The following is a 24113-nucleotide window of genomic DNA, read 5'->3' on the forward strand; positions in this document are numbered from 1 at the left end:
TTTTTCTACTATTTTGATTAATAATTACCACTGTAACCTTTCATTACTCCTCTTGATGAATTTCTGATAAAATCTAGTATTTCATCACGTTCAGGAGTAGCTTCCATTTCAGCTTCGATAATACCGATAGCTTGAGTGGTATTGTAGTTCTTTTGATAAAGAATACGGTAAATATCTTGAATTTCTCTAATTTTCTCGGTTGTAAATCCTCTTCGTCTTAGACCAATTGAATTGATTCCAACATAAGACAAAGGCTCTTTAGCCGCTTTTGTAAATGGAGGCACATCTTTTCTTACCAAAGATCCTCCAGATATCATAGCATGATCACCAATGTGGATAAATTGATGTACTGCAGCCAATCCACCAATAACAGCATAATTACCTACAATAACGTGTCCTGCCAAAGCGACTCCATTTACGATAATTGCATTGTTACCCACAACACAATCATGTGCAATATGAGCATACGCCATCACCAAACAGTTATCTCCAATGACTGTTTGTCCAGAAGCAACCGTTCCTCTATTGATGGTAACACATTCTCTGATGGTACAATTGTCTCCAATAATTGCCAAAGAATCTTCTCCTCCAAATTTTAAATCTTGCGGGACAGCTGAAATTACAGCTCCTGGGAAAATATTACAATTTTTTCCAATTCTAGCTCCTTCCATAATGGTTACATTAGATCCAATCCAAGTTCCATCTCCAATAACTACGTTATTGTGAATGGTTGTAAAAGGTTCAATAACTACATTTTTAGCGATTTTGGCGCCAGGATGAACATATGCTAAAGGTTGATTCATCTATTTTGTTTTATAATTTCTATTCAGTAGGAAATTTGCAGTAAATCTAGTGCGAATTTTCTACATTTTATTGTTTTCTAGCAATTTGAGCCATTAATTCTGCTTCGGCAACTAATTTACCATTAGCATAAGCATTAGCTTGCATGTGACAAATTCCTCGTCTTATAGGAGTAATCAAATCACATTTAAATAGTAAAGTATCTCCTGGAAGTACTTTGTGTTTGAATTTAACATTATCCATTTTCATGAAATAAGTCAAATAATTCTCTGGATCTGGAACCGTACTTAATACTAAAACTCCTCCGGTTTGCGCCATTGCTTCTACAATCAAAACTCCTGGCATAACCGGTGCTTCTGGAAAATGGCCTACAAAGAAGTTTTCATTCATAGTTACATTCTTCATACCTACCACATGATTTTCAGACATTTCAATAATTCTGTCAATCAATAAAAATGGAGGTCTGTGTGGCAATGTAGCCATAATTTGATGGATATCCATCAAAGGCTCCTGATGCAAATCATAAGTAGGAACAAAATTACGTTGCTCTATTTTGATAATTTTCGCTAATTTTTTTGCAAACTGAGTGTTTACATAATGCCCTGGTTTATTCGCGATTACTTTACCTTGAATTCTAGTTCCAATTAAAGACAAATCACCCACAACATCTAATAATTTATGTCGTGCAGCCTCGTTAGGATAATGCAACGTAAGGTTATCTAAAATACCATTTGGTTTAACTGTTAACTCATCTTTACCAAATGCTTTTTTAAGATTTTCCATTGTACTTGCTGATATTTCTTTATCAACATAGACAATAGCATTATTCAAGTCACCACCTTTAATTAATCCATTATTTAAAAGAGATTCTAATTCATGTAAAAAACTGAAGGTTCTTGAATCTGAAAATTCCTCTTTAAATTCAGAAAGGCATTTCATAGTAGCATTTTGAGTTCCTAAAATTTTAGTACCAAAATCTACCATAGTAGTAATACAATAGCTATCGCTAGGCATTACTAATATTTCACTTCCCGTTGCTTCGTCAGTAAAAGAAATAACTTCTTTCACTACATAAACGTTACGTTTAGCCTCTTGCTCTTCTATACCCGCCTTTTCAATAGCTTCAACAAAATATTTTGAAGAACCATCCATAATTGGCAATTCGGAGGCGTTCAATTCAATGATAACATTGTCTAAATCGCAACCTGTTAATGCTGCCAAAACGTGTTCAGGAGTTTGAATTTGAACTCCTAATTTCTCTAAATTAGTTCCGCGTTGCGTATTGACTACATAATTCGCATCAGCCTCAATAACGGGTTGGCCTTCTAGATCTACTCGAACAAAAGTAAAACCATTATTGGCTGGGGCTGGTTTAAAAGTCATTTTTACTTCTTTTCCAGTGTGTAATCCTACACCTGTAAGCGAAATTTCTGTTTTGATGGTTTTTTGTTTAACCATTATTTTTAGTTTTTAGATTTAGTATTTCTTTTTTTAACTCTTCTAATTCGGCTACAATCTTTGGTAGATTTTTAAAATGAACATACGATTTTGAAAAATCAGTATAACCAAAAGCAAGACTTCCTTGCATAATTTGTCCGTCTTTTACATTTTTAGTAATCCCTGATTTTGCCTTTATCCCTACATTGTTTCCAACTGTAATATGACCCGCAAAACCAACTTGACCACCAATCATTCCATTTTTACCAATTTTTGTAGAGCCTGCTATTCCAGTTTGAGCAGCAATTACTGTATTCTCACCTATTTCCACATTGTGAGCAATCTGGATTTGGTTATCCAATTTTACCCCTTTTCTAATTACAGTAGATCCCATTGTGGCTCTATCGATAGTAGTACATGCGCCTATTTCTACATCATCTTCAATAACAACATTACCTATTTGAGGTATTTTTTTATAGGTTCCGTCAGCGTTAGGTGCAAATCCAAAACCATCTGATCCAATAATTGCCCCTGAATGAACGGTACAATTATTTCCAATTACGGTTTCAGAATATATTTTTCCTCCAGCAAAAATAGTAACATTATCGCCAATTATGGCATTATCTCCTATGTATGAATTGGGATATATTTTTACATTGTTACCAATCACAACATTTTTACCTATGTAGCTAAAACTACCTAAATACAAATCAGCACCATATTGAACAGTCTCATCTATAAATGAAGGTTGTTCAATTCCAGTTTTATTTAATTTAACTTGATTGTAAAACTCTAATAATTTAGTGAAAGCAACATAAGCATCCTCCACTTTAATCAAAGTTGTAGTTACAGGTGATTCAGGTACGAACGTATTGTTTACAATAGTTACTGAAGCCTGTGTGGTATAAATGAAATTTTGGTATTTTGGATTGGACAAAAAGGTCAATGAACCTTGTTGCCCCTCTTCTATTTTAGATAATTTTGAAACTTCGGCATTAGGATTCCCTACTACTTCTCCTTCTAAAATTCCCGCTATTTGTTCTGCTGTAAACTTCATTCTAAAGAGGCATTTGTTTCATTGCTATAAGATGAAACACACTAATCAAAGTGTTTGGGGTATGTTTTAAAAATAGCCTTGTTTGTTTCATTCCGACAAAAATATAAAAAATAGATTTTATTATAGTGTTTTTACACCAGTTGTTTTGGAAAACAAATGTAATATTTAGTTACTAATTTCGATAATGATTTTAAATTCAACTGGTCTGATGCTTCTACCACATCTTCAATTGTTTTATCTTTTTTCAGGATTCGGATAGGCTCGGCTTCTTTGCTGTAGGCTTGATTTTTAATTTTCCCTTTAAAAATAAAGTAATTCGTATCCGAAATAGAAATGCTATTTTCACTTGCAAATCGCTCTTGTAGTGGTAGCATCTCGTCCAAAAGTACTTTATCAGTTACTACTTTAATCTTTGGCAAATCACGATTAATAATCATTTTGCTCAAAGAAGATAAAATAAAATCATCTTGCCTTTGCCAAGATTTTAATGCACTAATAATATCAAAATCATCCAACTGAGAAAACAAATCAAGTGTATTGGCGTCAAAATTTTCTAGCGCAATTCGGTTTTGCATAAAAAACAACAATGCTTCGCTACAAGGTAATTGCACTCCTTTCAATGTCAATTCTTTGGCACGTTTTAATACTTTCGTTAAAATTAACTCTGCTACTAAACTTGTTTTATGCAAATACGCTTGCCAGTACATCAAACGTCGTGACATTAAGAATTTCTCTACCGAATAAATTCCTTTTTCTTCAATCACCAAAACATCATCTACCACATTCATCATTTGAATCAATCGCTCTGAATTGACGTTTCCTTCAGCGACACCCGAATAAAAACTATCTCTTTTAAGATAATCCATTCGATCCATATCCAACTGACTTGAAATCAATTGTAACATGAATTTACGATGGTATTCTCCTTTAAAAACTTGGATTGCTAAACTCAATTGTCCGTTGAATTCCTCATTCAATTGGTTCATAAATAATAGCGAAATGGCTTCGTGGTGAACATCTTCTACAATACTTTTTTCCATAGCATGAGAAAATGGTCCATGTCCAATATCATGCAAAAGAATCGCAATATATAAAGCATTTTCTTCCTCTTCAGAAATGGAAACTCCTTTAAATCGTAATACATCAACCGCTTTTTGCATCAAGTGCATACAGCCCAAAGCATGATGAAATCGAGTATGATTTGCACCAGGATAAACTAAATACGACAACCCCATTTGAGAAATACGTCGCAATCGTTGAAAATAAGGGTGTTGAATTAAATCGTAGATTAAAGCATTGGGAATGGTAATGAATCCATAAATAGGATCGTTGAATATTTTTAATTTATTGATTTGACTCACAATTTGGTGGCTTTAGGGCAACAAATATAAGGAAAATTGATTTATATTTTGAATCGATTTTTTGCTTAAATTTGTTATAGAAAGGGCTGCTAAATCAAACCTAATTACAGAAGATATGGATCATAAACAATTGCAAAATGACAAACTACATTTGATTAGTTGGATTACTCAAATTCAAGATCATCATTTGATAGAAAAAATTAAATCATTGATGAGTGCTTCCAATGAAAATCTTCATCTTACCAAAGAACAAGAGTCAATATTAGAAGTTGAGAAAGGAAAAGAAATTGGATCTCGAAAGGATATTGATTCGTTACCAATTGATTCGAAAACGGATTATGAATTATAATAAAAAATGGAGAGCATTGCTCTCCGTTTTTGTTTCTTATAATCTTCTCAACCAGATATTTCTGAATTGGGTTTTACAACCGTGATCTTGAAGTGAAATAACATCTTCACCATGAGACTCAGGATAATTATGCAATCCCATATATAAAGTTAAACCGTTAATTGTAGTGTTGTTTTGAACTACTACTCCATTATGAAAAACAGTAATTCTTGCCGGCGCATCAATTAACCCATTTGCTTTGAAACGAGGTGCAGTATAAACTACATCATACACATTCCATTCAAGCGGCATTTTCATTGCGTTCACTAATGGTGGATGATCTTTATAAATACTTCCCGCTTGTCCATTGTTGTATGTTCTGTTGTTATATGAATCTAAAACTTGTAATTCATAACGATTTTGGAAAAAGATTCCGCTATTTCCTCTCATTTGTCCTCCATCAACCACTTCGTCTGGAGCACTCCATTCAATATGCAATTGACAATCTCCAAATTTCATTACTGTTTGAATATCGCCTGAATCTGGCACTACTTCAAAATAATCGTTGTTGACAATTTTCCATCCAGCTGGTTTAGTATTGTCTTTTTTATTTACCCATTGGTTTAAATTTTTACCATCAAATAAAATGATAGCATCTGATGGAGCATCACCTACCTTTTTTGCTGGAGTAATTACTTTTACTTCTGGATTCCATATCTCAGTCATTTCAGGCTTCATTGGCATTGGTGAAACCTCAGGAGGTGTGTTTACAAAAGCGTGTTGTGCAAAAGACGCAGTAACTGAAAAAATAGTGAGTAATACCGCGTTTTTAATTGTTTTAGTTTTCATAGTTTTTAGTTGATTTTATAAAGTATAAAAGTAGTAAAACCAAACAATCATACAAATTAAAGAAACTTTTTTTTATACTAACCCTCAATAATTAAATAAAATAATGAATCACATAGACACATAGATTTATGATTAATAGTTAAAGAATGGATAGAAATTATACTATTTTAAATGCAAAGAAATTCTATTTATCTATTTGGTTATAAATTAATTACACCCAACGGATACAACTTATTTGTTCTGCTTTGATTTGTTGTCACAAAAATATAATGCTATAAAAATTGCAGCTAGAATTAATCTGTATAACCTGTAGAATAAAATATCTATTTCCCAAAAAAAGAATTCATGTTTAGTTTGTGAGTTGAAAATAGAAAAAATAAAATCAATAGAAAATAAAACGGCTAAGACAAGAAAACCTTTTTTAAAAGATTTCACAATACAAAGTATAAAATAATTGATAAGCACAAAACTACAAACAAGCCTGCTACTATTAGTAAATTAAATCCTTTGTATGATTCAATAACAGGCTGATTGTCTTTGTATAAGTCCATTACAACACCATTGGGTCCATAACCTAAATTAAGTTGACATTTTATTTTTTTCTCATTTTCAAGAATAAAAAATTGATGTTTTGTTCCAAGTAAGGAATATTTTTGAGAAACTACAGAACCATTCAATCGAATAGTTTCTTTTCCAAAAATTGAATTGTCAATTTCAATTTTGTTTTGATCTAGGTAAATCGTAGCAAATTTCATGATTTGGGATTTTTTAGGGGGTTAAATAAATTGTAATTAAAATATTAAAAGTAGAAAAAACAATTACGTTCACAAACAAAATAATTATTTTTTTCAAAAAATTGAAAAACTCAGTAAGTCACTATTTTAGATTACTTAATTTCGAAAAATTATATTTATTTTAGCAAAGCAACGTTTTAAAAACAGTAAATTGCCCTTTGATAATAGACAAACAATTATGGTAGATACAATAAAGATACTCTGGGTAGATGACGAAATTGACCTTTTGAAACCTCATATTTTGTTTTTGGAAAATAAGAATTACAGTGTAACTACTTGTAACAATGGCTTAGATGCTATCGAAATTTTTGAAAACAATAATTTCGACATTGTTTTCTTAGATGAAAATATGCCGGGTATGAGTGGTTTAGAAACGCTATCCGAGATGAAAGAAAAGAAGTCTTCCGTTCCTATGATAATGATTACTAAAAGTGAAGAAGAATATATCATGGAGGAAGCCATTGGTTCCAAAATTGCCGACTACTTAATTAAACCCGTAAATCCCAATCAGATTCTATTGAGCTTAAAAAAGAATTTGGATCATTCCCGTTTAATTTCGCAAAAAACTACATTAGACTACCAGAAAGAATTTAGAAAAATCACGCTAGAAATGGCTTCGGTTAATTCTTTTGAAGATTGGATTGAATTGTATAAAAAATTGATTTTTTGGGAGTTACAACTTGAAAATATTAATGACGCTGGAATGAGTTCGATTTTAGAATCGCAAAAAACAGAAGCCAATTCCCAATTTGGAAAATTCATAGAGCGCAATTACGAATCTTGGTTTGAACCTAAGGCTAACCGACCTATTTTATCCCATACTTTGTTCAAAGAATTGGTGGTGCCTGAAATAATAAAAAAAGATAAGCCTGTACTCTTTGTTGTGATCGATAACTTGCGCTATGATCAATGGGAAATTATTCAAAATATAGTGAGCAACCATTATAAACTTGAAAAAGAAATACCTTATTATGCTATTTTGCCCACAGCCACACAATATGCTCGAAATGCTATTTTCTCAGGCTTATTACCAATAGAGATGGAGAAACAATTTCCAGAATATTGGAAAAACGACACTGATGAAGGTGGCAAAAATATGTTTGAAGCCGAATTTTTAACAGCACAGCTCAAACGATTAGGATTAAACATTAAGCAAGACTATTTTAAAATTACCAATTTAGCCAGCGGTCGTAAATTAGTAGATAGCTTTAAAACATTAAAAACGAATGATTTAGTAACGGTTGTTTACAATTTTGTAGATATGTTATCGCATGCTAAAACGGAAATGGAGGTGATTAAAGAATTAGCCCCTGACGATAAAGCCTACCGTTCTTTAACACTGAGTTGGTTTAAAAATTCGCCTCTTTTAGGCATGATTCAACAAGCGCAAAAAATGGGTTTTAAATTGATTATTACTACTGATCACGGTACAATTAATGTTAAAAATCCGTCAAAAGTAGTGGGAGATAAAAACACCAGTTTAAACTTGCGTTACAAAACCGGACGAAGTTTATCCTATGAAAATAAAGAGGTCTATGCAGTAAAAGATCCTAAAAAAATCGGTTTACCTAGTATCAATATGAGCAGTTCTTATATTTTTGCGAAAAATGATTTGTTTTTGGCTTACGTCAACAACTTCAATCATTATGTCAGTTATTATAAAAACACCTACCAACATGGAGGCATTTCTTTGGAAGAAATGATTGTTCCGTTTTTGGTATTTAATCCTCGATAAATGGAAATAGTCTTTACAATTGATCAATTGGAATCGGTAGCGCAACAAATCATCGCTCAACAGCCTCAAAAAGTAATTCTTTTTCATGGCGAAATGGGTGTTGGAAAAACTACTTTAATCAAGCAGTTGTGTGAAAATTTGGGCGTTTTAGAAGCTACTAGTAGCCCAACCTTTTCTTTAGTTAATGAATATGAAATAGCTAACAATCAACTAGTTTATCATTTTGATTTTTATCGATTAAAAAATGAAATGGAAGCTTTGGATATGGGTGCTGATGATTACTTTTATTCAGGAAATTGGTGTTTTATCGAATGGGCAGAAAAAATTCCAAATCTCATTCCCGAAGCACATTCGATAATAACCATTGAGTTACTTGCCGATGGAAAACGCCATCTTCAACTGACTAATTCCTAATAATTAAAAAGGGTAAAAAAAATTACGTAAATTGTACCTCTTAAATTTGAACACACCATGTCATTAACGCCATTTACTAAAGAACAGCTATTGCCTCAAGAGGAAAAATTAGAAATAGCCAAACAAAAAAGCGAACTCTTTATTGGTATTCCAAAAGAAACCAGTCATCAAGAACGCCGAATTTGTTTGACTCCTGATGCAGTAAATTCTTTGACCTACCATGGTCATCGAGTGATGATTGAGGCGGGTGCTGGTGCAAGTTCAAGCTATTCGGATAAAGAATACTCCGATGCAGGAGCTGAGGTGACTCAAGACACAAAAAAAGTTTTTGGCTGCCCGATGATTTTAAAAGTAGAGCCTGCTAGTTTAACTGAAATTGAAATGATGAATCCAAAAACAATTGTCATTTCGGCTATCCAAATTAAAACCAGAAAAAAAGAATATTTTGAGGCTTTAACCAAGAAAAAAATAACGGCCTTAGCTTTTGAATATATTAAAGATGAAGACGGTACCTATCCCGCAGTCAAGTCATTAAGTGAAATCGCAGGCACAGCATCCGTCTTAATTGCGGCCGAGTTGATGATTACCAATCAGTTTGGAAAGGGTTTGCTTTTTGGAAATATAACAGGAGTCCCTCCTACTGATGTTGTCATTTTAGGAGCGGGAACTGTTGGCGAATTTGCAGCAAAAACCGCTATTGGTTTAGGAGCAAGCGTTAAAGTTTTTGATAATTCTATTACTAAATTACGTCGTTTGCAAAATAATTTGAACCAACGCATTTTTACTTCAACCATCCAACCAAAATCTTTATTAAAAGCTTTACGACGTTGCGATGTTGCTATTGGTGCCATGCGCGGAATTGAACGCTGTCCTGTTGTAGTAACCGAAACCATGGTCGAACACATGAAAAAAGGCGCTGTAATTGTAGATGTTAGCATTGATACGGGTGGCTGTTTTGAAACCTCAGAAGTCACCACTCACGAAAAACCTACTTTTATTAAAAATGATGTGGTGCATTATTGTGTGCCCAATATTCCGTCGCGTTACTCTAAAACCGCCTCGCTTTCTATAAGTAATATCATTACGCCTTATTTGATGCAAATTGCCGAAGACGGCGGAATAGAAAGTGCTATTCGCTGTAACAAAGGCTTAAAAAATGGAGTATATATGTATCACGGAATTTTGACTAACAAAGCCATTGGCGACTGGTTTGGATTATCGGATAGTGATATCAATTTAATTGTTTTTTAAACTAAGTTTCCTTTACCTTTGCCAAAAATTATTTTATGAAATTCTTTCAACGTTTTGCGTATTATTTTGTAGGTCTTATTATGGGACTATTCTTTGTTTCAATGGTATTTAGTGGAAAGGATACACGTTGTAACTATTTCCCTAATGCCCGTGTATTGAATGATTTGAGAAATAAACCATTCAACTACTCTCCCAAGGCCTCTGAAATTTTAGCACAATCTTGGGTTGACACTACTGATATTAAAAATACATTACAATTTGGCGATGTTGATTTTGACCAAAGTAATATAGCGGTAGGAAAAGGTAAAAAATATGTAATTGAAGGCAAAACTCTAAAAAATCAAGAAATTAGACTTACCATTACCAACTATTCTGATAAAGCAGTTTTAGAGGATATAGCTAAAAAATAATTTAATCCTTATTTAATAAATATTTAAACCATTAAGGTATTAAGTCTCATTAAGCCTTAAATTATCTTATTTTCTTACTAGTTTAGATTTTTACAAATTCAACCAATTTATTGGTTTCAGGCCTTTAGATTCCAAATACGAATTGGCTGTACTAAAATGTTTATTACCAAACCATTTTCCTTGGTTAGCACTCATCGGAGATGGATGTCCACATTCTAAAACCAAATGTTTGTCCCGATTAATTTTCAATCCTTTTTGATGCGCAAAATTGCCCCAAAGTAGAAAAACCAATCCTTCTTTTTCATCCGATAATTTTTGAATTACAGCATCGGTAAACACATTCCATTTCAACTGTTTATGACTATTAGGTAAGTCTTCTCTAACCGTTAAAGTGGCATTAAGTAATAATACTCCTTGATTTGCCCAAGATGCTAAATTGCCAGAAGTCGGCATAAAAATACTACCCAAATCATCAACTAATTCACGATATATATTACGTAACGAAGGAGGGATTTTAACTCCATCATTCACTGAAAAGCACAAACCATTTGCTTCACCTTTTCCATGATAAGGATCTTGACCAATAATGACCACTTTCGTATTCGAAAAACTACACTGATTGAAAGCTGAAAAAATCAAATCTTTGGGAGGATAACAAGTGTAATTTTGATACTCCAAATCCACCATTTCTAGTAATTCACTGAAATAGGGTTTCTGAATTTCATTAGTTAAAATGGATTGCCATTCGGGATTGAGTTGGAGTTGCATAGACACTTAAAATGATTCATTGTAAAATTATACTTTTTCTTCAAGAAACTCCTCTTAAACTTTGTAACTTTGCTTCATTGCAACAAATCAATCCATGATATCCATTACCGAAAAGACTTTACAAGATTTACAATTTCCTACCGTTTTAGAAACGTTATCTGCTATTTGTAATACCGATATTGGTAAACAAAAAGCACTAGAAATCACACCTTTTAAAGACAAGGAAAGCTTGATGGAAGCTTTGTTACAGACATCGGAATATGTATCTTCTTTTCAAAATAACAATGCTATTCCCAATCACGGATTTGATGCGATTACACACGAAATCAAATTTTTAGGAATTGAAGACAGTTTTTTGGAAGTAGGAAGTTTTAGAAAAATTGCCAACTTATCTAGTACGGTCAATTTTTTATTAAATTTCTTAATAAAGTTCCATGATTATTACCCCAACTTAAACAACCGAGCTTCCAAGGTAGAATTGACCAAAGACATCATTACTATGGTGGACGAAGTGGTTGATAAATACGGCGAAATCAAAGACAATGCCTCGCCTGATTTGTTAAACATTCGTCGAGATATGAATGTAGTTCGTGGCAAAGTGAATCAAAGTTTTGGAGTGGCTTTAACGCAATACAATTCCTTAGGATATTTAGATGATATTAGAGAAAGTTTTGTTCAAAACCGACGTGTCTTAGCCGTTTTATCCATGTACCGTCGTAAAGTAAAAGGATCCATTTTAGGGAGTTCTAAAACGGGAAGTATTACTTATATCGAACCCGAAACTACTTTAAAATATTCCCGTGAATTAAGTAATTTAGAATACGAAGAAAAAGAAGAAATCACCCGAATTTTAAAACAATTATCTAATAGAATTCGTCCGTTTTTAGATTTGCTTATTGAATATCAAAATTTCTTAAGTGACATTGATGTGATTGCTGCCAAAGCAAAATATGCGAATAAAATCAATGCGATTTTGCCAACAATAACAGAAGATCGTCGCTTGTATTTTAGAGATGCCTTCCACCCTATTTTGTTTTTATCCAACAAAGAAAAAAACGAAGTTACCTATCCACAAACTATTGAATTAGAACAAGAAAATAGAATCATTGTCATTTCAGGTCCGAATGCTGGTGGAAAAACCATTTCACTAAAGACAGTAGGATTACTCCAATTAATGTTACAATCAGGAATGTTGATTCCCGTTCACGAACGGAGCGAAACCTTTTTGTTTGACCGAATCCTAACCGATATTGGAGACAACCAATCGATAGAAAATCATTTGAGTACCTATAGCTATCGTTTGAAAAACATGAATTATTTCTTGAAAAAGTGCAATAAGAAAACCATGTTTTTGATTGATGAATTTGGTACTGGTTCTGATCCTGAATTAGGAGGCGCATTGGCAGAGATTTTCTTAGAAGAATTCTATCATAGAGAGGCTTTCGGAATCATTACAACGCACTATTCGAATTTAAAAATTTTGGCGAACGAATTGCCTTTTGCTACCAATGCCAACATGCTTTTTGATGAAAAGTCATTAGAGCCCATGTATAAATTAGTTTTAGGTCAAGCAGGTAGTTCATTTACTTTTGAAGTTGCCCAGAAAAACGGAATTCCATATGGTTTAATCAACCGTGCAAAGAAAAAAATTGAGGTGGGGAAAGTCCGTTTTGACAAAACCATTGCCACGCTTCAAAAAGAACGTTCTAAATTGGAAAAAACCTCTTTAACGCTCAAGGAGGAAGAAACCAAAGTTCGTGAAGAAAGCAAAAAAATGGAGAACATCAATGTTAAAATCAAGCAAAAATTGGAAAGCTATCAGGAATTATACGACAGCAATCAAAAGACAATTTACATTGGTCAAAAAATTGAAGATATTGCCGAGAAATATTTCAATAATAAAAACAAAAAAGACCTGATTGGCGAATTTTTGAAAATTATTGAAATCGAAAATTCCAAACGAAAAAAAGCAACTGCTAAAGAAAGTAAGATCATTGCCGAAAAGAAAAAAGAAGTGATTAAAGAGGTAGCTGTTCAGGTTGAAGAAATTCGTGCAGAAAAGAAAGCCAAAAAAGTAAAAGTGGTAGTCGAAAAACCACGTCCCATTCTTAAAGTGGGCGACCGAGTAAGAATGATAGACGGAAAAGCAGTCGGTACTCTTGATAGTATCGAAAAGAACAAAGCTACTGTCAATTATGGCTTGTTTACTTCTAAAGTCAGTTTAGATGAGTTAGAATTAGTAGAAGCTGTGAAAAAGTAATTTTATTACTAAAATCTATTAGAATTATAACTAATTTTATAATTCATATTAACCTCAATCTTAGCCCCATGAAAATACTAAAACTTCTAGTTTGGAATTTTTTCCTTTTAATTTGTTTTCAATCTATTGGTCAGAATTCCAATGTAATTGATTCACTTTCTATCATTAAAAAATCGGATAGCCAAAAACTATTTGAAGAATTATATCAAAATGAAAAGAATCCTTTATATGTAATAAATAACATAGTATTTGAAATCGTAAACATTAATGATATTATACAAGATGAGATTAAAGAAATTAACATTATAAAAGGGAAAGATGCTTTTGATAAATATGGAAAAAAAGGAATAAATGGTGTTATAATTATAACACTAAAAAACGAAAATAGTCCCACTTTTGAGCAACTTAAAAAAACGAATTTACAAGAAAACAATTCTAATATTAACCAAAAATCATTAGATATAAGTGGGGAAATTATTAGCCTTAATGGTAATCCTATATCAGATGTAATCATATCAAATTTGAACGGAAAAGAATCTTTCTATTGTGATATTGATGGTCATTATTCATTAAAAGCACATAAAAATGATGTTTTAGTTTATTATAAAAATGGTTTTGAATCCAAAAAAATAGTTGTGAATGATCAATCTATAATTGATATTGTTTTATATCCAATTAAAGAAAGTAAATTAGGAGAAATTACTATTAAAAAACCTGTAATCTATCTCTATCCAACCGAAAAAACAGATATAAAACTTACACTTGATTTTAAAGGCAACCTACAAACTACTTTTCCAAAATACATTGGTAATTGGGACGTGACCGCTTATCCAAACGGGCAAATTTTCGATAAGAAATCGCAACGTTTTTATAGCTCATTATTTTGGGACGGAATGCTAGATTTTCCAAAAGAACATTACAATTATCAAACAGGTTTTATAATTCCTAAAAATAAATTGACTTCTTTTTTGATTGAAAAATTAGAATTTATCGGCTTAAATACGAGCGAAACAAATGATTTTATTCAGTATTGGCTACCTGTTTTAGAAAAGAACAAATGGAATTTTATCCATTTTTATGTCAATTCTGAATATGAAATGATTTCAAAAAACACAATTGATCCAAAACCAGAAACTTCTATTCGTCTTTTTATGGAGTTTTATGGTGTTGAGAAATCAATAAATATACCCGAGCAAAAATTGGTAAAAACCGAAAGAAAAGGATTTACCCTTGTTGAATGGGGAGGCAGTGATGTGGGTAATTCTATAAATGAACTTAAAAACTAAATCTTACTATGCAAAATCTCCCTCAACATAAAAAAATCATTTTGTTTGACGGACTTTGTAATTTGTGTGATGCATCAGTGCAATTCATTATAAAAAGAGATTCAAAAGATGTTTTTCGCTTTGTTTCATTACAATCTAATTTAGGACAGCAAATTGTTCAGCATTTAGAATTAGACACTCAAAAAGTAGATAGTATTTTACTCTATAATTCTGTACAAAACACTTATTTGTATAAGTCAGAAGCTGTTTTTGAAATTGTAAAAAGTGTTGGTGGAATTTTCTACTGTTTGCTTATTTTCAGGTTAATACCTATTGCAATTACAAATAAAATCTATGACTTCATTGCGAGAAATCGTTATAGATGGTTTGGTGAAAAGAAAAGCTGTTTAGTTCTAACTAAAGAGTTAGAATCAAAATTTTTAAAGTAAAAAAAAAGAGGATATCAAACGACATCCTCTTTTTTTATACAAATACCAGTAATTAACTTCTAATTAATTTTCTGTATTTCAATCGTTTTGGAGTTAAATCACCACCCAAACGTTTCTTTTTGTTTTCTTCGTAATCAGAGAAACTACCTTCGAAGAAATACACTTCAGAATCTCCTTCAAAAGCTAGAATATGAGTACAAATTCTATCTAAAAACCATCTATCGTGAGAAATTACCACCGCACAACCTGCAAAATTTTCCAAACCTTCTTCTAAGGCACGAAGCGTGTTCACATCCAAATCATTCGTTGGCTCATCCAAAAGCAATACGTTTCCTTCTTCTTTCAGCGTCATGGCTAAGTGCAAACGGTTTCTTTCACCACCTGAAAGCATCGATACTTTTTTGTTTTGATCGCTTCCTCCAAAGTTAAAACGAGATAAATACGCTCTAGAATTCACTTGCTTCCCTCCCATCATGACTAATTCTTGACCATCGGCAAAGTTTTCCCAAATTGATTTATCAGGATTGATATTAGAATGCGATTGATCTACGTAAGCTATTTTTACCGTTTCGCCAATGCTAAATTCGCCACCATCAGGTGTTTCTTCTCCCATAATCATTCGGAAAATAGTCGATTTACCAGCACCGTTTGGTCCAATAATTCCAACAATTCCGGCTTGAGGTAACGTAAAGTTTAATTTATCATACAATAATTTATCTCCAAAGGCTTTCGCTACATTTTTAGCTTCAATTACATTGGTTCCCAAACGAGGTCCGTTTGGAATATAAATTTCTAGATTTTCATCCAGTTGTTTTTGGTCTTCATTCAATAATTTATCGTAGTTCTGCAAACGCGCTTTTTGTTTGGTTTGACGACCTTTAGCTCCTTGGCGAACCCAGTCCAACTCGCGTTCTAAGGTTTTTCTACGTTTTGAAGCTACTTTTTCTTCCATTGCCATACGGTTTGATTTTTGGTCTAACCAAGACGAATAATTTCCTTTCCATGGAATACCTTCTCCTCTATCCAATTCCAAAATCCATCCCGCTACATTATCTAAGAAATAACGGTCGTGCGTTACTGCGATTACAGTTCCTGCATACTGCGCTAAATGTTGCTCTAACCAAAGTACACTTTCGGCATCCAAGTGGTTCGTAGGCTCATCCAAAAGCAATACGTCTGGCTGTTGTAATAACAAACGACATAAAGCCACACGACGACGCTCTCCTCCTGACAAATTCTTAATTGGAGTATCGCCTTCTGGAGTACGTAACGCATCCATTGCAATTTCTAATTTAGTATCGATTTCCCAAGCGCCTAAAGCATCTATTTTGTCTTGCAAAGCCGCTTGACGATCCATCAATTTATCCATTTTATCCTGATCTTCATAATTTTCTGGAAGTCCGAATAAATCGTTAATTTGGTTGTATTCTTCTAAAACAGCCATGGTTTCGGCAACACCTTCTTGAACAATCTCCAATACGGTTTTAGAATCGTCTAATTGCGGTTCTTGCTCTAAATAACCTACTGTATAACCTGGAGCAAAAACCACATCGCCTTGATAGTTTTTATCTACCCCAGCAATGATTTTTAAAAGAGAAGATTTTCCAGAACCATTCAATCCTAGAATACCAATTTTAGCTCCGTAAAAGAAACTCAAGTAAATGTCTTTTAATACTTGTTTATTACTACTTGAATACGTCTTACTCAATTTGGACATTGAGAATATTACTTTCTTATCGTCTGACATATAGTTTGTTTTTATATTTAAAATTCTTGTAGCTACAAAGATAGTTTTAAATAAAAACAATACAATAATTGGAATTGAAATTATTAGCCTTTAGAGAGGATTACACCTCAAATAGTACAGATAATCGAGTATTTGTGCCAGTCAAAGACAAAATATATCACGCTTTTACATAGTTTGTAGTTTTAGCCTCATCTTAAATTTTTGAGCTATGAAAAATATCCGAACTATTGATTTATTTGATTTCAATTTAGAAAAAGGCAAAAAGCAAGAACACATTGCATTGTCGTATCAAACATTTGGGCAACCTATAGGAACAGCTCCAGTAATAGTAATCCATCATTCCATTTCAGGAAATTCTACTGTTTGTGGTAGAAATGGTTGGTGGAATGGTTTAGTTGGCGAAAACAAAACCATTGATACAAATAGTTACACTATCATCACTTTTAATATTCCGGGTAATGGATTTGGAGAAGATTATGAAACTTTAATTCCTAATTATCGTGATTTTACAATTCGAGATATTGCGAGTATTTTTTGGGAAGGACTTTTTTATCTTAAAATTAAAACTGTATTTTCTGTAATTGGCGGAGGTTTAGGTGGTGCTATTGCGTGGGAAATGGCGGCTTTACAACCCAACCGAATTGAAAACTTAATACCCATTGCCACGGATTGGAAAACTACAGACCGAATCATAGCGAATGTATTAATTCAAGATCAAATTTTAAATAATTCAGAAGATCCAATTGTTGAAGCGCGTTATTTTGCTAATTTATTTTACAGAAATCCAGCATATGTAAATCAAATTTTCAAAAGAACTAATCTAGAAATCAGTTCAATTTCTCCTATTGAAAATTGTGTTTTGACCAATAATAAATGCCGAATTTCAGGATATCGATTAATGAATCATTTACTACTAACAAATGATTTAATGCGTAATCGAAGAGATTTTTCATCAATAGCCAATACAATTAAAGCCAATATTCATTTAATTGGTATTGACACTGGCGGACTCTTTCCGGCTGATGAAAACCGTATTACCTTTCTTAAATTGAGAAAAATAAAACCCAATGTGTTTTATCATCAAATTGATTCTGATTTTGGTCAAGATGCCTATCTAAAAGAGACTGAACGCATAGCATACATCTTAACACCTATTTTTAAATCCAAAAAAATTATCATCCGAAATAAATTTAACTACATGATGGGCAATTACTTCATGAATACATAGTAAGGTATTTTTTATAGTAATTCAATCATTTTGTTGCCAATAATTGTGCCCCCAATTGTATTTGTTCAACTTACTTTTTCATAGTTCACTAATCTGAATTATCTAAATGAATTTCAAAATAGTTACAAATAAATATTAATCAATTAAATCACAAGAAAATGAAAAAAGTAGTTAAAAATGCTTTGTTAGCAACCGTTTTATTTACCGGTGCTGTAGCTGCTGCACAAACTGCAACAGGAAAATCAGCATCAACAACATTGAATGTTAATTTAGACAATGCGTATGACATCCAAATTGGTCAAAGTAGTGTTTCTATTGACATGAAAACCCCTGACCATTTCCAACAAGGAAATGATTCTGGAAAAAAGACAGGGCATGTCATAGTAAGTTCAAATACTGGATTTGAAGTTAAAGTGGCTGCCGAAACCGAGTTGCTAAACAATGGGGTATCTATTCCTGTAAGTACAGTAACCGTTACCCCTACTTTGGGCGCTTATAAAGGAAGTGGTACCGCTCCTACAGTTGCCGATTTAACGCTAACACAAAATGCATTAGCAGTAGGCACTGAGAAAACAATTATTGCCAAAAATTCAGGGGAAACGAAACGAGAATATGATGTGGTTTATGCCATCTCTGCAGAACAAGCCAATCAATATTTAAATAAAAATACTGGAGTGTATTCTACTAAAGTTACTTATTCTTTATATGCCAAATAGCCATTTTTTCTGTAGTTAATAAGAGCATCGACTAAGGTTGGTGCTTTTTTTAGCTCTATTGATGCCGCATTTTAATCGTAGTATTATGAAACTAAATCAGACCTATTTATTGTTACTTATTTTGATGCCTTTACTTGTCATTGGACAAATTAAAACAGCACAAACTCAAGTAAATGTTATTATAGCTCAAGCTCAAAGCATTAGTATTACACAACCCTCCGTAGATATTCAATTGACTCAGATGAGTCAATATGTATCTGGAAACACATCTGCCATTCAAACTAATCATATTAATGTAGGCTCTACAACAAATTATCAGGTGAGTGTTAAGGCACAATCTGATTATCTTTCTTTTAATGGTAGTAGTAGCTCTATTCCTGTAAACACAATAGCACTTCAAACCACTATGGGTTCTGATCTTACAGGAAGTAATACTCCTGCATCCACAACCACTACAATAGCTCCTACTATAACTTTAGGTACTACTGATACCATTGTAATTAGTAATGCCACTGCTGAAGGTGCGCGCGGATATAATGTTACTTATGCTATTCCCGCTTCAAAAACATCATATTATTTGAATAAACCTATAGGGACCTATTCAACAACTATCATATATACACTAGCTTCTCAATAATTTCAAATCTAAATTCATGAAACAATTATTCGTATCACTCTTTTTGACAGTAACCATTTCTATAGCTTGGTCACAAGCCGGAATATCAGTCACTCCAGGTCGTTTGTATTATAAACTAGGCCTTGGTGAAACTAATTCACAAACGATTAAATTAATGAATCCTAACGATAAGGAATTAGAAATTGGAGTGTCCTTTAGCGATTGGAATTATGAAAATTCAGGAGCCAATCACATTGTAGAATCCAATAGTCTTCCCAACTCTTGTGTGAATTGGATTCAGGTTTTGCCTTCCTCTTATTTTGTAATTCAACCTGGTGAAACAAAGGAAATCGAGATTGTTTTTAAAGTTCCAAATGATGTAAAAACCACTATTCCTGTCCACAATGCAATGGTATTCTTTACTCAATTAAATCCCGGTCAAGCCAAAGATGAAAGTGGGGCTGCGATTCAAGTAACCGTTCGGATGGGAGTAAAAATCTATCATAGTTTTGTTCAAAAAGCAGACCCTATTTTAGAAATAGCTGATTTTAAGAATTATACTGATACGGATAAAACCAAGTTTGTCAAACTACAAATTAGCAACAACAGCACTATTTGGGCAGACGGCAAAGTGAAATGGGAATTATTCAATAACACTACGGGCAAAAAAAACACTTTAAACGAAACCGATTTTTTTACTCTTCCCTCCGATCTAAGAGAACTTCAATTACAATTACCCAAAGATTTAGAAAAAGGGAAATATACCATTTCTGCACAATTGACCTTTGGTGAAACCGATGTCATTAAGGTGGCCGAATTAGATTTTGAACTATGAAAAAATTAATCATGATTACATATCTACTCAACGGAATGTGGTGCCTGGCACAAAATAGTATTTCAGCTAATTGTAATGGACAACCAATATTCAATACATACAATGAATTGAGTGGTGGTAAGACACAAGTGAATCAAGTAAATATCAACATCACAAGACAAACGGGGCAAAATAGTTTAAGCAATTGGAAATTGACAGCCCGTTTAATTCAGGATTTTAGCTATTTGAATTCTACTGTTGGAGCTCAATATTCGGCCTTGCAGTACAATACGCAATACAATTCAAGTGACAATCCTAGTCTGATTAATTTTGGTGCAGGATTATTCCCATTAAACAAGTATACCGAAACTATTCTAGTTAGTAGTACTATCCCTTTAAAAGGAAATGTAAATCGAATTTTTAGTTTCAATTTGAATATTCTAGGTGGAAATCAGTTAATTTCTGTTCCCAATGGCTCTTACCAATCTGCTTACGAATTTAAATTATATGAAATTAAAGGTAATAGTGATGTATTAGTCAGTTCTTATACAACCACTATTGGTAACAGTGCAGGCTTTACCATAAATTACAGCGGTAATATTGCCAATAATACTATCGTATTACAAAATGGTGCAGACCAATTTAATCTCGCCTTTACGAATGCGAATGATTTTGTAACAGGAAAATCGAGTACGGTGAGTAAAGGAATAAAAATCACATCCGATTCGAATTATCAACTCTCAATTAAATCAGCTAATTCAGTACTGACATCAGCGACAACATCAGCTACACTTCCTGTTTCTATTTTAAAAGTAGGTCTCGCAACTAGCCCTGCAATCAACGGATTGACTATTAACTCCCCCCTAACTTTAAGCGCTATTGATCAAGTCATAGCAATTAGAACCGCATGGATTCCAAGCATAGAATACGACTTAACATTTTCCATTTTACCCAATACCCCCGGTATGAACGTACCCGCTGCTACTTATTCGACTTTTGTCTATTTTGTTTTGACCCCCAATTAATTTCTGAAAAATGCGTCATCATTTAGCTAGTATTATTGTCCAAATAGTATTCTTTTTTTCATTATTTTCTGTACAAGCACAAACCAATTCAGTCACAATTTCATTTGTAGAAAATAAAGAAAAAACGAATGGGAATGGTGTATTCGAGGCTATTGTCAAACTTAAAAACAAATCAAATCAATCTATTGAAGGAAATCTGGAAGTGGTAAGTACTACAGAAAACTTATTTGTTGTTCAGCCACATCCCAAAGCCATTGTCTTAAAACCAAAAGATAGTTTGTTTATAGCGATTAAAACTTTAATTACTACTTCTGCTACTTCTGAATCACCTGCTAATTTAGAAGCGCATTTTACATGTACTACAACAAAAGAAAAAATCAGTACCTCATTACCCGTAATCATTAAAGAAAAACGATTGGTCAAAATGGTGCTACAAGAAACCAATTTGCTTTACGAACAAATTGGCGATAGCCTCCGAATTCCCATTCGAATGGTAAATGAAGGTAATTCAACCCAAACTATTACTCTTATTGCTAACTATCCCGAATTTGTCTCTAAAAATAGGATTGAAAATATCGCTATTACTATCAAAGCACATACTGATTCTTTGATCGTTTTGAAAAAGGAAATCACTCGAGAAATCCTAAAACAAGAAGAATTCTCAATTGCTATTCGGTCATTATACCAGAATGGAGATATAGTTGGTATTGCCAATGTTCGTGCGAACCCCATCAAACAAAACAGACGTTATGTACCTGAATTTGTTACTGATTATGCTAACGGTTTTAGACCCGTCAATCAAATTATAGCAAGTCGGCAAACAAGTAATAACAATCAAAGTGTAATGGCTTTGTATGCCAATGCGCAAATGGATAGTAACAAGGGAAGTTTATATACCAATCTGGACGTTAATTGGTGGGAAGAATCCAATCAAACTTTTATGAGAAATACATGGTTGGGTTATAAAGAAAAAATGTTTGGCGTACAAGTAGGAAATGTGGCTAAGTTTAACGACCTCAATTTGATAGGACGTGGAATTGAAACCTTTTATAAGACATCCGCTAACAATAAAATTGAAGCGGGATTAGTCGAAAAATCCTATTCGATTATCGATTTTTCAACCCCATCATCAGGACAATCAGCTTGGTTTAGCTTTACTAATAAAGAAGGTTGGGATAAAGGATATAAAACTTCTGTTTTATTTGATAATGACTTAAATGAAGGTATTCAAAAGACATTGGTTTCTTCACAATTTTCTATTGTTCAAAGCCCGCATTTTTCATTGCAAACAGGTAGTGCTTTGAGTACTGTATATGCTTCAGCAACTAAAAATCATGAATTAGGTGCCGCAGCCGAAGTCAATTTTCATGGTAAAACAACTCAGCTTTTTTATAGTAGTTTGAATTATTTTAGCACTGCTTATTTCGCAGGAATCAAAAGCGGGGCGCTCAACTTGAATGAAAATATAAATTTAAGTCTAGAAAAATATGCTTTGTGGTTTAGTGCAAACCATTTTTCATTTGCACCTAAAACTATACAAGTCTCCTCATATCTGCCTTCGGAATTTTCAAATACACAACTGAGCACCGGGATTTCAAAACGATTTAATTCCTTATTTTTATCTGTATCTTTTACAACTCTCTTTGAAAAGAAAACAGAACAAACCATAACTAGTAACTTATTTCAAGAGTTTACTATGGAAGCCAATAGAATCAACTTGAACGGAAGTTATTTCAAGAATAATCAAAATATTAATCTGTCTTTAGAAGGCGGTTTATTCAATACTAATTTAGATTCTAAACAGCAAATTCATTTTAAAACAAGTCTTAATTATACTTGGAAATACTTCAATTTAACAAGCTATTATCAATACAATAATTTTTATCTTGGTGAAATTATAGCGCTTCAACAACAAACCGAAAAAACCTATTTTAACTTTATAATTACTCCTTCAATACAACTGACTTTATTCAATAAAAAATTACGACTTCGTGCGGGAGTGATGTATTCTAAAAATAGTTTTATAGCCAACACATTGCAATCTAATAGCCGAATTGATTTTGATTGTAGTAAAGACTTAAGTTTTTTTGTAAATAATTTCTACAGCGATTATTCCAATAGCTTTCAACCGATGAATACAATACAATTCGGTTTGGTTAAGCGATTTAATCCTATACAAGTTAATGCTAATAAAAGCGATTTAGAACTGTATCTGTTTTATGACACCACAGGAAATGGAATGTCAGACTCAAATAATAAACCTGCTATTAATCAGTTAGTACTTATAAATGACAAAGCGTTTAAAACAAATGAGTTTGGAATTATAAAATACAAAAAACTTCCTGCGGGTTTCTATGAAATACGAACTATTAATTCAAATGAATGGCATGCACCGATGCAAAAAATTAAAATTGAAAAATCTACAAAAATCGCAATCGGATTGAATAGAACAAGTACTATTAAAGGCAATATACGCTATTCATCTACTGAGAATTCATTTCCAATCAATCAAAAAGTAGCTGGACTTTCAGTGGTATTGACAGACAAATCCGGAAATACATATTATACCAAGACTGATGAATCTGGAAAATTTATTTTTTACGTTCCCAAAAATAATTATACTATAACTTTAGAAAAAAACGGAATTTCAGAATATGTTACTATTGTATCAAACAATATCAATATCCAAGCCACATCCGAAACAATAAATGAAAGTAATTTTGTCTTACAGGTAAAAGAAAAAAGAGTTGAAACCAAGAAATTTGGTAATCAGCAATTCAAATAAAGG

At 32.8% G+C, this 24113-nt stretch carries 22 protein-coding genes; 14 read left to right on the top strand and 8 right to left on the bottom strand.

Going from position 1 to position 24113, the window contains the following annotated elements:
• Positions 1-17: 17 nt before the first annotated feature.
• From lpxA to RMR09_RS10920, 4 genes are all read right to left on the bottom strand, one after another.
• A complete protein-coding gene (gene lpxA / locus RMR09_RS10905; protein ID WP_264533100.1) occupies positions 18-803 on the bottom strand; it encodes an acyl-ACP--UDP-N-acetylglucosamine O-acyltransferase in 786 nt (261 codons plus the stop codon).
• A 67-nt stretch (positions 804-870) separates the two neighbouring features.
• On the bottom strand, positions 871-2259 hold the full coding sequence (locus tag RMR09_RS10910; protein ID WP_310595832.1) for a bifunctional UDP-3-O-[3-hydroxymyristoyl] N-acetylglucosamine deacetylase/3-hydroxyacyl-ACP dehydratase: 1389 nt from the start codon (positions 2257-2259) through the stop codon (positions 871-873).
• On the bottom strand, positions 2252-3295 hold the full coding sequence (gene lpxD, locus RMR09_RS10915; RefSeq protein WP_310595833.1) for a UDP-3-O-(3-hydroxymyristoyl)glucosamine N-acyltransferase: 1044 nt from the start codon (positions 3293-3295) through the stop codon (positions 2252-2254). The genes RMR09_RS10910 and lpxD overlap by 8 nt, the downstream gene beginning before the upstream one ends.
• A 131-nt stretch (positions 3296-3426) precedes the next feature.
• Positions 3427-4656 (bottom strand): HD domain-containing protein, encoded by a 1230-nt coding sequence (locus RMR09_RS10920; protein WP_310595834.1) that lies wholly within the window; start codon positions 4654-4656, stop codon positions 3427-3429.
• 115 nt (positions 4657-4771) lie between these two features.
• Here RMR09_RS10920 and RMR09_RS10925 point away from each other — a divergent pair, with 115 nt between their 5' ends.
• Complete coding sequence (locus RMR09_RS10925) at positions 4772-5005, top strand: hypothetical protein (RefSeq protein WP_310595835.1); 234 nt, start codon at positions 4772-4774, stop codon at positions 5003-5005.
• Positions 5006-5041: 36 nt separating this feature from the next.
• Here the strand turns inward: RMR09_RS10925 and RMR09_RS10930 are convergent, their stop codons facing one another.
• Complete coding sequence (locus tag RMR09_RS10930; RefSeq protein ID WP_310595836.1) at positions 5042-5833, bottom strand: DUF1080 domain-containing protein; 792 nt, start codon at positions 5831-5833, stop codon at positions 5042-5044.
• Between the two features lie 431 nt (positions 5834-6264).
• Entirely contained in the window at positions 6265-6588 is a 324-nt protein-coding gene (locus RMR09_RS10935; protein WP_310595837.1) for a hypothetical protein, read from the bottom strand.
• A 217-nt stretch (positions 6589-6805) separates the two neighbouring features.
• Between RMR09_RS10935 and RMR09_RS10940 the strand changes: the two genes are divergently transcribed.
• Genes RMR09_RS10940 through RMR09_RS10955 form a run of 4 tightly spaced genes read left to right on the top strand, consistent with a single transcriptional unit; the run spans position 6806 to position 10437 of the window.
• Entirely contained in the window at positions 6806-8362 is a 1557-nt protein-coding gene (locus RMR09_RS10940) for a bifunctional response regulator/alkaline phosphatase family protein (RefSeq protein WP_310595838.1), read from the top strand.
• Positions 8363-8776 carry a tRNA (adenosine(37)-N6)-threonylcarbamoyltransferase complex ATPase subunit type 1 TsaE gene (gene tsaE, locus RMR09_RS10945; RefSeq protein ID WP_310595839.1) on the top strand — a complete coding sequence of 138 codons (414 nt, stop codon included), beginning with the start codon at positions 8363-8365 and terminating at the stop codon, positions 8774-8776.
• Positions 8777-8833: 57 nt separating this feature from the next.
• Positions 8834-10027 (top strand): alanine dehydrogenase, encoded by a 1194-nt coding sequence (locus RMR09_RS10950; RefSeq protein WP_310595840.1) that lies wholly within the window; start codon positions 8834-8836, stop codon positions 10025-10027.
• A gap of 35 nt (positions 10028-10062) precedes the next feature.
• Positions 10063-10437 (top strand): DUF4258 domain-containing protein, encoded by a 375-nt coding sequence (locus RMR09_RS10955; protein ID WP_310595841.1) that lies wholly within the window; start codon positions 10063-10065, stop codon positions 10435-10437.
• Positions 10438-10527: 90 nt separating this feature from the next.
• On the opposite strand, the gene ung is transcribed toward RMR09_RS10955, so the two are convergent.
• Positions 10528-11205, bottom strand: a complete 678-nt coding sequence (ung, locus tag RMR09_RS10960) for a uracil-DNA glycosylase (protein ID WP_310595842.1) — start codon at positions 11203-11205, stop codon at positions 10528-10530.
• Between the two features lie 94 nt (positions 11206-11299).
• On the opposite strand from ung, the gene RMR09_RS10965 reads away from it, so the two are divergent.
• The 3 genes from RMR09_RS10965 to RMR09_RS10975 all read left to right on the top strand — a co-directional run bounded on the left by RMR09_RS10965 (position 11300) and on the right by RMR09_RS10975 (position 15179).
• Positions 11300-13465: an endonuclease MutS2 gene (locus tag RMR09_RS10965; RefSeq protein ID WP_310595843.1), complete on the top strand. Its 2166-nt coding sequence runs from the start codon at positions 11300-11302 to the stop codon at positions 13463-13465.
• 68 nt (positions 13466-13533) lie between these two features.
• Positions 13534-14751, top strand: coding sequence for a hypothetical protein (locus tag RMR09_RS10970; protein WP_310595844.1), 1218 nt, complete (start codon positions 13534-13536; stop codon positions 14749-14751).
• Between the two features lie 41 nt (positions 14752-14792).
• Positions 14793-15179: a DCC1-like thiol-disulfide oxidoreductase family protein gene (locus RMR09_RS10975; RefSeq protein ID WP_310595845.1), complete on the top strand. Its 387-nt coding sequence runs from the start codon at positions 14793-14795 to the stop codon at positions 15177-15179.
• 52 nt (positions 15180-15231) lie between these two features.
• Here RMR09_RS10975 and ettA read toward each other — a convergent pair whose 3' ends face one another.
• Positions 15232-16926 (bottom strand): energy-dependent translational throttle protein EttA, encoded by a 1695-nt coding sequence (ettA, locus tag RMR09_RS10980; RefSeq protein ID WP_310595846.1) that lies wholly within the window; start codon positions 16924-16926, stop codon positions 15232-15234.
• A gap of 208 nt (positions 16927-17134) precedes the next feature.
• On the opposite strand from ettA, the gene RMR09_RS10985 reads away from it, so the two are divergent.
• The 6 genes from RMR09_RS10985 (at position 17135) to RMR09_RS11010 (ending at position 24110) form a co-directional block, all read left to right on the top strand.
• A complete protein-coding gene (locus tag RMR09_RS10985; protein WP_310595847.1) occupies positions 17135-18154 on the top strand; it encodes an alpha/beta fold hydrolase in 1020 nt (339 codons plus the stop codon).
• A gap of 158 nt (positions 18155-18312) precedes the next feature.
• Positions 18313-18870, top strand: a complete 558-nt coding sequence (locus RMR09_RS10990; RefSeq protein WP_310595848.1) for a hypothetical protein — start codon at positions 18313-18315, stop codon at positions 18868-18870.
• Between the two features lie 85 nt (positions 18871-18955).
• Positions 18956-19507, top strand: a complete 552-nt coding sequence (locus RMR09_RS10995; protein WP_310595849.1) for a hypothetical protein — start codon at positions 18956-18958, stop codon at positions 19505-19507.
• 16 nt (positions 19508-19523) lie between these two features.
• A complete protein-coding gene (locus RMR09_RS11000; protein ID WP_310595850.1) occupies positions 19524-20321 on the top strand; it encodes a hypothetical protein in 798 nt (265 codons plus the stop codon).
• Positions 20318-21325, top strand: coding sequence for a hypothetical protein (locus RMR09_RS11005; RefSeq protein ID WP_310595851.1), 1008 nt, complete (start codon positions 20318-20320; stop codon positions 21323-21325). The genes RMR09_RS11000 and RMR09_RS11005 overlap by 4 nt, the downstream gene beginning before the upstream one ends.
• Positions 21326-21335: 10 nt before the next feature.
• A complete protein-coding gene (locus tag RMR09_RS11010; RefSeq protein ID WP_310595852.1) occupies positions 21336-24110 on the top strand; it encodes a carboxypeptidase-like regulatory domain-containing protein in 2775 nt (924 codons plus the stop codon).
• The last annotated feature ends 3 nt before the right edge of the window (positions 24111-24113 follow it).

The sequence above is a fragment of the Flavobacterium sp. genome (assembly GCF_031537875.1).
In the GTDB taxonomy this organism is placed as follows: Bacteria; Bacteroidota; Bacteroidia; order Flavobacteriales; family Flavobacteriaceae; genus Flavobacterium.